Origin of the sequence: uncultured Methylobacterium sp., from assembly GCF_964251405.1 — a bacterium.
Taxonomy (GTDB): domain Bacteria; phylum Pseudomonadota; class Alphaproteobacteria; order Rhizobiales; family Beijerinckiaceae; genus Methylobacterium.
Genome location: NZ_CAXUJR010000059.1, coordinates 12,763 through 22,307, shown reverse-complemented (window position 1 = coordinate 22,307; position 9,545 = coordinate 12,763). Strand labels below are relative to the sequence as shown.

Annotated in this window: 10 protein-coding genes; 1 reads left to right on the top strand and 9 read right to left on the bottom strand. The window is 68.8% G+C overall.

Annotation, left to right across the window (positions count from 1 at the left end; genetic code table 11):
* Nucleotides 1–137: 137 nt before the first annotated feature.
* The 9 genes from ACFE7U_RS11855 to hemB all read right to left on the bottom strand — a co-directional run bounded on the left by ACFE7U_RS11855 (nt 138) and on the right by hemB (nt 8,714).
* Nucleotides 138–1,511, bottom strand: a complete 1,374-nt coding sequence (locus ACFE7U_RS11855) for a histidine kinase (protein ID WP_375409930.1) — start codon at nt 1,509–1,511, stop codon at nt 138–140.
* A gap of 157 nt (nt 1,512–1,668) precedes the next feature.
* Nucleotides 1,669–2,961 carry an adenylosuccinate synthase gene (locus tag ACFE7U_RS11850; protein ID WP_375409929.1) on the bottom strand — a complete coding sequence of 431 codons (1,293 nt, stop codon included), beginning with the start codon at nt 2,959–2,961 and terminating at the stop codon, nt 1,669–1,671.
* A 157-nt stretch (nt 2,962–3,118) separates the two neighbouring features.
* On the bottom strand, nt 3,119–3,460 hold the full coding sequence (locus ACFE7U_RS11845) for a hypothetical protein (RefSeq protein WP_375409928.1): 342 nt from the start codon (nt 3,458–3,460) through the stop codon (nt 3,119–3,121).
* Nucleotides 3,461–3,537: 77 nt separating this feature from the next.
* Nucleotides 3,538–4,398 (bottom strand): D-amino-acid transaminase, encoded by an 861-nt coding sequence (locus ACFE7U_RS11840; protein WP_375409927.1) that lies wholly within the window; start codon nt 4,396–4,398, stop codon nt 3,538–3,540.
* A 60-nt stretch (nt 4,399–4,458) separates the two neighbouring features.
* The gene (gene purB, locus ACFE7U_RS11835) at nt 4,459–5,766 is read right to left on the bottom strand and encodes an adenylosuccinate lyase (RefSeq protein ID WP_375409926.1); all 1,308 of its coding nucleotides are present in this window, start codon (nt 5,764–5,766) and stop codon (nt 4,459–4,461) included.
* Nucleotides 5,767–5,857: 91 nt separating this feature from the next.
* On the bottom strand, nt 5,858–6,604 hold the full coding sequence (locus ACFE7U_RS11830; protein ID WP_375409925.1) for an arginyltransferase: 747 nt from the start codon (nt 6,602–6,604) through the stop codon (nt 5,858–5,860).
* 109 nt (nt 6,605–6,713) lie between these two features.
* On the bottom strand, nt 6,714–7,202 hold the full coding sequence (locus tag ACFE7U_RS11825) for an RDD family protein (protein ID WP_375409924.1): 489 nt from the start codon (nt 7,200–7,202) through the stop codon (nt 6,714–6,716).
* Between the two features lie 76 nt (nt 7,203–7,278).
* A complete protein-coding gene (locus ACFE7U_RS11820; protein ID WP_375409923.1) occupies nt 7,279–7,647 on the bottom strand; it encodes a hypothetical protein in 369 nt (122 codons plus the stop codon).
* The gene (hemB, locus tag ACFE7U_RS11815) at nt 7,644–8,714 is read right to left on the bottom strand and encodes a porphobilinogen synthase (RefSeq protein ID WP_375409922.1); all 1,071 of its coding nucleotides are present in this window, start codon (nt 8,712–8,714) and stop codon (nt 7,644–7,646) included. The genes ACFE7U_RS11820 and hemB overlap by 4 nt, the downstream gene beginning before the upstream one ends.
* Nucleotides 8,715–8,929: 215 nt before the next feature.
* Between hemB and ACFE7U_RS11810 the strand changes: the two genes are divergently transcribed.
* A complete protein-coding gene (locus tag ACFE7U_RS11810; protein ID WP_375409921.1) occupies nt 8,930–9,475 on the top strand; it encodes a hypothetical protein in 546 nt (181 codons plus the stop codon).
* The last annotated feature ends 70 nt before the right edge of the window (nt 9,476–9,545 follow it).

The following is a 9,545-nucleotide window of genomic DNA, read 5'->3' as shown; positions in this document are numbered from 1 at the left end:
GGGCGTTCGAGAAGATCCAGGAGGCGGTCAAGCGCAATCTCGCGACCCGCGAGGCTCCCCGAGCACTTCACGCCTGACGTAATGAGAGCAGGCGGCGATCGCGCCGCCTGCCGAATCGGCCGTCCGAGGAATCGGTCTCACGACCGCCACTGGTCGAAGGCGTTCTGCATCACCTGGATGCCGGACGATCCCTTCTCGAATGTGATCACCGCGCGCGTCCCCGACGAGAACCGCAGGGCGAGATCAAACCAGTTCTTCTGCAGGAGCAGGTCGGAGTTTCGATCGACGTCGTTGCGAAGCGACGACAATCCGATCAGGAACAGGTTCTCCCGTACACGCACCGGAAGGCCCGACATCGGCGAGCCCCGCCCTGTCTCGTCGTCCTTCGCCTGGATCAGCCCGACATCCTGAACGGCCCGCGCGGATCCGGCCGGAGCGGTGTTGGTGAAGACGAGCTCGATCGTGTGCGAGGCGGGCAGAGTGGCGTCGAGATTGCGCCTCAGGGTCAGCGCAAGGTTCAAGCCGGCTTCCGGGAACTCGATGGTCGCCTGGACCGCGGTTTCGAGCGCCTGTCCTCGCTCCCCGCTGACGGCATCCAGACGCCAGATCACCCTGCCCTGGGTGACGGCAGGGGGCGAGTTCGGAGCCTCGCGGTTCTCCTCGATGAGGACGGCCCGCTGTGCGACGGCAACGTCAGGCTGTGCGGGCAGAGGCGGCGGCACCGTCGTCGTCGACGAAGGCGTGGCGGGGCGTTCGGTGGCGGGCGGCGGTGCATCCCCGCCGACCCGGTCCGCATATTTCGCCTCGGTATTGTCGGCCGGAGCGCTCTGGCTCTCGCTCGCGACGGGGAGGTCGGTCGGCTTGTCCCGGAGGAGATAGGCCGCGGTAGCGATCAACCCGATGACGAGGGCGAGCACGGTGCCGACGAAAACGTTGCGCAACAGGCGAGCGTTGCTGCGCCGGGGCGCCACGATATCGATGCGCGGGCGTTGTCGCCCGCTGGCATCGACATGCACCTGGGGATCGCTCGCCTCCTCCGCCGGACTCGCCTCCGGCGGCGGGTCCGCCGCGGGCTCGGCCGCCTTGCCCAGCGGCGCCGTGATGCCAATCGGAGCGTCGATCGGGCGCGCGGGCAACGGGATCACCGGCGCCGAGGGCTCCGGAAGATCGACCAGCGCAGGCTCCGCCGCCTCGAACGTCGGCTGATCGGCGGGGGGCAGGACCGGCTCGGTGGGAGGGGGAGGGATTGGCTCAGGGATCGGGTCGTCGGCGGGCGCAAAAACCTCGATCGGCAAGGGCGTGCCGCCGTAATCGCCTTCGAGGCGGTCGATCGCCGCTTCGAGGGCGTCGCTTTCCCGCTCGATGTCGCCTTCGGCGAGCGGCGGCACGATGGAGCGGAGTTGCCCGATCAGCGCACCGCGCGCGCGATCGTACACGGCCTTGCGCAGGTCGGGAGAGCGATCCGGCAGCGCGTCGAGCGCGCGCGCCAGCAACGGATAGTAGTCGGCCATCTGCCTCGCGTCCGTCTCTCTTCCGGCCGCACGAAGGACCCCGCGCGGCCAGGTCAGCTTTAGAGCATCCGACCGGGCAGGATCTCCGGCTAGCTCTAACGTATTGTATTTACATCGTCTTTTCTGAAAATCGGGACCGCCCTGTCGGGTCGATGCACTAATCTTCGAAAGGATTGTGCATCAGGATGGTGTCGTTCCGCTCCGGCGAGGTGGAGAGCAGGGCGACGGGAGCCCCGATCAACTCCTCGATCCGGCGGACATACTTGATCGCTTGAGCCGGAAGCTCCGCCCACGAGCGGGCGCCGGCCGTCGTACCGGACCAGCCCTCGATGATCTCGTAGATCGGCTCCACCTTGGCCTGCGCCGCCTGGTTGGCGGGGAGATGGTCGAGGATCTCCGAACCGAGGCGGTAGCCGGTGCAGACCTTGATGGTCTCGAACCCATCGAGGATGTCGAGCTTGGTCAGGGCGATGCCGTCGATGCCCGAGGTCTTCACCGTCTGGCGTACCAGCACCGCATCGAACCAGCCGCACCGGCGCTTGCGCCCGGTATTGACGCCGAACTCGCGACCCTTGGTGCCGATGGTCTCGCCGACCTCGTCGAACAGCTCGGTCGGGAAGGGTCCCTCGCCGACGCGGGTCGTGTAAGCCTTGGCGATGCCGAGCACGTAGCCGATCGCGGAAGGACCCATGCCCGAACCGGTGGCGGCCTGGGCGGCGACGATGTTCGATGAGGTGACGAACGGATAGGTCCCGTGGTCGACGTCGAGGAGCGCGCCCTGCGCACCTTCGAACAGGATGCGCTTTCCCGCCCGGCGCTGGTCGTCCAGCAACGCCCAGACCGCAGCGGCATAGGGCAGGATGGTGGGGGCGATGGCCTTCAGCTCGGCGAGGAGCGCGTCTGCGTCGACCTCGTCGATCCCGAGCCCGCGGCGCAGGGCGTTATGGTGGGCCAGCACCCGCTCGATCTTGGCGGCGAGGGTCGATTCGTCGGCGAGATCGACGACCCGGATCGCGCGGCGCCCGACCTTGTCCTCGTAGGCCGGGCCGATGCCGCGCTTCGTCGTGCCGATCTTCAGCCCCGGGGCCGAGGTCTCGCGAAAATGGTCGAGCTCGCGGTGGAGCGGCAGGATCAGCGTCGCGTTGTCGGCGATGCGCAGGGATCTCGGTGAGATCTCGACGCCTTGTGCCTGGAGCCTCGCGATCTCGTCGACGAGGTGCCATGGATCGACGACGACGCCGTTGCCGATCACGGAGAGCTTTCCGCCACGGACGACGCCTGAGGGGAGCAGCGCCAACTTGTAGGTGACGCCGTCGACGACCAGGGTGTGGCCGGCATTGTGGCCGCCCTGGAAGCGCACGACCACGTCGGCCTGCTCGGAGAGCCAGTCGACGATCTTACCCTTGCCTTCGTCGCCCCACTGGGCGCCTACGACGACGACATTCGCCATCCGTTGCCAACCTGTCCTGACGCCTCACACGAAAAACCCCGGAACTGGTCCGGGGTTCATTGGGGCGTGTCTTGGGCGATCCTGCCCAGGATTGCAAGCAAGCGTGGGTGTTCGGCCCTGAGACGGGCAAAACCCTCGGGACATGGCCGCCTGCGGGCTATTTCGCCTCGCCACCGCCCCCGGGCAACTGGCCCGGCTTGATCACCGGCATGTTGTTGGGCTGCTGCACCGGCGGCGCGACGTTCATGTCCGGGCTGATGTTGCCCGGGGGCTTGATGACCCCGTCGCTTTTCTCGAGCCTGTCGCTCAGGGTCGAACCGGTCGCATCGGACTTCTCGCCGGATTCCGGACGGATCTTGTCGGGAATCGTCTGGTTCGGCGGCGGCAGAGCCGGGTCGCTATCACGCCCCCGCAACGGCGCCTCGGGAGACTGCGCCAGGGCCGCACTGCTCATCAATCCGGCCAGAAGCAGGGTGGCGGTACGGGTCAAGCTGGACATGCGGCCTCCGACGAAAGCGGCTCCCCAGGGAACCGACCTGAGGGAACCGACTCGGCCGTAAGTGGTTCCGGATGGCGCTATTCCAGGGTTTCCCGCGCCATGGCGAGGTAGAGCGCCCGCAGGCGCCGGCTCAGCGGGCCGGGCCTGCCGTCGCCGACCGTGGTCCCGTCGATGCGCACGACCGGCATCACGAAGGATGAGGCGCTCGTGTAGAACGCCTCATCGGCCCCCATGGCTTCCTCCACCGAGAACAGACGCTCCTCGACGGTGAGCCCTTCCTCCTCCGCCAGACGCATCACGGCGAGCCGGGTGATGCCGGGCAGGAGCGCATGGGAGAGCGGACGCGTCACGATGCGGTCGCCCGCCACGATGAAAGCGGTGGAGGACGAGCCCTCCGTCACCGCGCCATCCTCCACCATCCAGGCCTCGGCGACGCCGGCCTCGGCCGCCTGCTGCTTGGCGATGACCTGGGCAAGCAGCGCCACCGACTTGATGTCGCGCCGCTTCCAGCGGAGATCCGGCACCGTCACGATCGCCGCCCCGGTCTCGGCCAGCGGGTTGGCACCGATGGTCTTGGCCTGCGTGAACATCATCACGGTGGGCGGCGTCCCGGCCGGCGGGAAGGCGAAGTCGCGTTCGAACACGCCGCGCGTCACCTGCATGTAGAGCAGACCTTCGCCGAGCCCGTTCCGGGCCACGAGGTCGGTCTGCAGCGCCAACCACTCGGCGCCGGTATGGGGGTTTCGGATGCCGATCTCGCCGAGCGAACGGTCGAGGCGGGCGAGATGGGCGGCGTTGTCGACGAGCCGGCCCGACAGCACCGCCGAGACCTCGTAGATCCCATCGGCGAACAGGAAGCCCCGGTCCATGACCGGAACCTTCGCCTCCGCATAGGGCAGGAACTCGCCGTTCAGGTAGACGATGCGGGCTTGGGACACGTCGGGTTCCTCATGCAGGCGGCTGCCTTGGGCGGGATCGAAGCAGGATTCGTGCGCTCTTCAGCCAGCGCCGAACACCCGCTCGAAGATCGTATCCACGTGCTTGAAGTGATAGCCGAGATCGAAGCACTCCTCGATCTGCGTCTCGGTCAGCACGGCGCCGACCTCCGGGTCTGCCTTGAGCAGGCTCAGAAAGTCGCCCTCGCCGCGCCAGACCGGCATCGCATTGCGCTGGACGAGGCGATAGGCGTCCTCCCGCGAGACGCCGCCCTGGGTCAGGGCCAGGAGCACCCGCTGCGAGTGGACGAGGCCGCCGAGCTTGTCGAGGTTGCGCTGCATCTGCTCGGGATAGATTAGGAGCTTGTCGATGACGCCAGTGAGCCGGGCCAGAGCGAAGTCCAGGGTGACGGTGGCGTCGGGCCCGATCATGCGCTCGACCGACGAATGCGAGATGTCGCGCTCGTGCCAGAGCGCCACGTTCTCCATCGCCGGCAAGGCGAAGGAGCGCACCATCCGGGCGAGCCCCGTGAGGTTCTCGGTGAGCACGGGGTTGCGCTTGTGCGGCATCGCCGAGGAGCCCTTCTGCCCTTCCGAGAAGAACTCCTCCGCCTCCAGCACCTCCGTGCGCTGAAGGTGACGGACCTCGATGGAGAGCCGCTCGACGGAACTCGCCACCACGCCGAGGGTGGCGAAGAACATGGCGTGGCGGTCGCGCGGGATCACCTGGGTCGAGACCGGCTCGGGGGTCAGTCCCATCGCCTCGGCGACGTAGACCTCCACCCGCGGGTCGATATTGGCGAAGGTTCCCACCGCGCCCGAAATCGCGCAGGTGGCGACCTCCTCGCGGGCCGCCAACAGCCGGCTGCGCGCGCGCTCGAATTCGGCATAGGCCTGGGCGAGCTTGAGTCCGAATGTGACGGGCTCGGCATGGATGCCGTGCGAGCGCCCGATGGTCGGCGTCATCCGGTGCTCGAAGGCCCGGCGCTTGATGGCGGCGAGCAGCGCGTCGACGTCGGCGATCAGGATGTCGGCGGCGCGCACGAGCTGGACGTTGAAGCAGGTGTCGAGGACGTCCGACGACGTCATCCCCTGGTGGACGAAGCGCGCCTCCGGACCGACGATCTCGGCGAGATGCGTGAGGAAGGCGATGACGTCGTGCTTCGTCACCGCCTCGATGGCGTCGATGCGGGCGACATCGAAGACCGCGTCGCGGCCCTTCTCCCAGATCGCATCGGCGGCCGCCTTCGGGACGACGCCGATCTCGGCGAGTGCCGAAGTGGCGTGCGCCTCGATCTCGAACCAGATCCGGAAGCGGGTCTCGGGCGACCAGATCGCGGTCATCTCGGGGCGGCTGTAGCGGGGGATCATGCGTGGCGCTCGCGGGTCAATGGTCGAGGGCGCGGTAGCATGGGCCGGGGAGGGGCGTAAACGCGAGAGCTGGTATCCCCGAACCGCGGATCTACTCCACCCGCTGCCAGCCCGGCCCGTAGAGCCGCTCCTGCGGCTTGAAGCGGGCCTTGTAGTCCATCTTGCGCGAGCCCCCGACCCAGTAGCCGAGATAGAGATACGGCAGCCCGAGGGCCTCCGCCCGGCGGACGTGGTCGAGAATCATGTAGGTCCCGAGCGAACGGGAGGCCTCGGCCGGGTCGTAGAACGAATAGACCATCGAGAGGCCGTCGGAGAGCACGTCGGTGAGGCACAGGGCGACGGGAGCGCCGGTGCCGCGCCCGTTGATCGCGGTGTCCGGACCACGCCGGCGATAGACCACCAGATGGGTGTCGACGTGGCTGTCCTCGATCATCATGGCGTAGTCGAGCACGGTCATGTCGATCATGCCGCCATCGCCGTGGCGGGCGTCGAGGTAGCGCCGGAACAGGGTATATTGCTCGGAGGACGGGCGGTTCGGCTCAGGCGTGCCGACGAGATCGACGTTGCGCTGCAGGATGCGCCGCTGGCTCGTGGAGGCCAAGAAGTCCGCCACCACCACCCGAACGGAGATGCAGGCGCGGCAGGTCTCGCAGGCCGGCCGGTAGGCGATGGTCTGCGAGCGGCGGAAACCGCCTTGGGTCAGGATCTCGTTGAGGTCGCGGGCGCGGCGCCCGACGAGGTGGGTGAAGACCTTCCGCTCCTCCTGGCCCGGCAGGTAGGGGCAGGGCGAAGGCGCGGTCAGGTAGAATTGCGGGGTGTCGCGCGGGTGGCTCGTCACGCTGGCAGTCGCCCTCGGCAGGTCCGGAGCCAAGCCCCGGGCCGGTTGAGTGTAACGCCAATGCGGCCGCGCTCAATGGCCTTGAGACGCGGTCCGCTCACGATTTCCTCTACGCAGCGCGCACGACGGCCAGACCTAGCAGGAGGTCGTGGCCGAGGCGCCGGTCGGCACGCATGAAGCCGAACAGCAGGTCGACGAACCAGAGCAGGAAGGTCGAGATCGCCACGTAGAACAGCAGCGCGTGCACGGCCGCCGTGATCATGTCGACCCGCGTTCCGGTTTCCGGCGCAACGACGCGCAGACCCATCATGCGCATGCCCCAGGTCGCTTGGCCCGAGCCGCCAACCGTGATCGCGCTGTAGAGGATGCCGCTCGCCGGCAGAACCGCGAACAGCATCCAGCCGAGCCCGAAGGTGAGGACGCCGATGAAGGTGATCGCCACGGTGAGAACCGCGGTGAAACCGAAGATGAACAGGATGTCGAGGAGGTAGGCGACGAAGCGCGATCCGAGGCTCGCCCGTACTAGGGGGACGGACGTCGGCAGGCCGTAGCCGGGAGTGCCGAGGCGGCCGGAATAGCTGGTCGGGTTGTCGAGCATCACCGCGCTCCGTTTCAGGGCGATCGTCGCCGCAGAGGAAGATGGGAGCCGCCGCCTCCGGTCTCAAGATCCCGGGTTAGCGGAGCGGTCCCGCCGGCTCGGCCGCGACCGCGTCGGCGGTGTCGAGGTAGTAGTGCCGCAGCAGGTACAAAGCCGCTCCGCTCAAGGGTCCGCGCTCCGTACCGATTCCGAGCAGTTCGGCGCCGCTGCCGAAGCGGCAGAGGACCCAGCGCTGGCGCCCGTCGCTCTGGCCGATGCCGTAATCGATCCGGATGCTGTCGGCGACCGGCCCTTGAGCCAAGCGCAGCACCGTCACCGCCGCCCCCGCCGGCGCGAGGGCGGGGACCGCCCGCCGGCAGGTGGTCGCCCTCTGCCGGTCGACGGAGCTGGAGCATGCGCCGAGTACGACCAGGGTCGCGGCCAGGAGGCCGGCCGTCGGTCTCACGCGCGGTCGCGCAACCGCTCGGCGACGCGCGGGGCGTAGTAGGTCAGCACCCCGTCGGCGCCGGCACGCTTAAAGGCGAGCAGGCTCTCGACCATGGCGCGCTCCCCGTCGAGCCAGCCGTTGCGGGCGGCGGCCTCGATCATCGCGTACTCGCCGGACACCTGGTAGGCGAAGGTCGGCACCCCGAACTCGTCCTTCACCCGGCGGATGATGTCGAGATAGGGCAGGCCGGGCTTCACCATCACGGAATCGGCACCCTCCGCGATGTCGAGGGCGACCTCGCGCAGGGCCTCGGTGCCGTTGCCGGGGTCCATCTGGTAGGTGCGCTTGTCGCCGACGAGCGCCGCGCTGGTGCCGATGGCGTCGCGGAACGGGCCGTAGAAGGCCGACGCGTATTTCGCCGCGTAGGCCATGATCTGGACGTCGCGAAACCCCGCCCGGTCGAGGCCGGTGCGGATGGCGCCGACCCGCCCGTCCATCATGTCGGAGGGGGCGATGATGTCGGTGCCCGCCTCCGCCTGGATCAGGCTCTGCTCCACGAGGAGTGCGACGGTCTCGTCGTTGAGGATGGCCCCGTCCTCGAGCAGCCCGTCATGGCCGTGGCTCGTATAGGGATCCAGGGCGACGTCGGTCATGATGCCGATCTCCGGCACCGCCGCCTTCACCGCCCGCACCGCCCGACAGACGAGGTTGTCACGATTCAGGGATTCGGAGCCGGTCGGGTCGCGCAGGGACGGTTCGGTATAGGGAAAGAACGAGATCGCCGGGATGCCGAGCCGCGCGGCCCGCTCGGCCTCGCGCACGACCTCGTCGACGCTGAGGCGTTCCACGCCGGGCATCGAGGCGATCGGCTCGCGCCGGCTCGCCCCCTCGATCACGAAGAGCGGCCAGATCAGGTCGTCGACGGTGAGGCTGTGCTCGCGCACGAGCCGGCGCGACCACTCGGCCTTGCGGTTGCGCCGGGGACGCTGGGTCAGGCTGAGCGACCCACCGGGGCTCGCGGCCTGCCCGGTTTCCACGGCCAGGGGACGCGGGGCCGGGGGCTCGTCGGACGGGGGAGGGGACATGGAGGACGCTCGGGTCGGTCAATCGGATGCTGTCGACGAGCGGCCTATCACATCCGCGAAAGGCTCCGTAACCCGGTCGGGCCGCTGGGCAGGCGTCACCCGGCCGTCCCGTCGCCGCAGAACCGCAACCATCTCCCCGTCGCGCGCCTTGTCTCGGGAGATCGATGGGAGGCGCCGACGGCGATGGTTGGCCTCGCCGCCAGGGAGGAGACACGATGCAGGATCATTTGGTATCACTGGGGATCGGCTTCGTCACCGGGATGCGCAGCATGACGGCTTGCGCCGCCTTGACCTGGGCGGCCTCGCAGGGGCGGACGCGAACCGGGTGGATCCCGGACGGCCCGGTGCCCCGCGGGCTCGCCACGGCAGCTGCTCTGGCCGAGATGGCGGGCGACAAGATGCCGTTCGCGCCGGATCGGCGCATCCCGCCCTCCATCGCGGTTCGGCTCGCGATCGGAGCGGTCGGCGGCGTGGCGCTGACCGGGCGGGATGCGTCGGCCCTCGGCGGCGCTTTGGCCGGGATGTCGGGGGCGGTGGCGGGCACCTGGCTCGGTCGCGCGGCGCGGGGAGGCACCACGCGCTCCGGATCGGACTGGGCTCGGGCGCTGACGGAGGACGCGGTGGCCGCCGGCTTGGCCACGGCCCTGGTCCTCCTGGCGGAAAGCCAAGGCTTAGGAGATCGAAAAGGCCCAGGGGATCGAAAAGGCCCAGGAGATCGAAAAGCCGTCGCGTCCGGTCGTTCATCGACGCAGGACCGGTGATCGGCCCGAGCCGATAGGCAGGCTGCAGCCAAGGCAATTGACCCGGAGACCCGGACTTCGTCTAAGCGGC

Coding starts and splice junctions, on each gene's coding strand:
- hemB (WP_375409922.1), bottom strand. CDS start 8,714: ATGTCCCCTCCCCCGTCCGACGAGCCCCCGGCCCCGCGTCCCCTGGCC.
- ACFE7U_RS11845 (WP_375409928.1), bottom strand. CDS start 3,460: ATGTCCAGCTTGACCCGTACCGCCACCCTGCTTCTGGCCGGATTGATG.
- ACFE7U_RS11850 (WP_375409929.1), bottom strand. CDS start 2,961: ATGGCGAATGTCGTCGTCGTAGGCGCCCAGTGGGGCGACGAAGGCAAG.
- ACFE7U_RS11855 (WP_375409930.1), bottom strand. CDS start 1,511: ATGGCCGACTACTATCCGTTGCTGGCGCGCGCGCTCGACGCGCTGCCG.
- purB (WP_375409926.1), bottom strand. CDS start 5,766: ATGATCCCCCGCTACAGCCGCCCCGAGATGACCGCGATCTGGTCGCCC.
- ACFE7U_RS11825 (WP_375409924.1), bottom strand. CDS start 7,202: ATGCTCGACAACCCGACCAGCTATTCCGGCCGCCTCGGCACTCCCGGC.
- ACFE7U_RS11810 (WP_375409921.1), top strand. CDS start 8,930: ATGCAGGATCATTTGGTATCACTGGGGATCGGCTTCGTCACCGGGATG.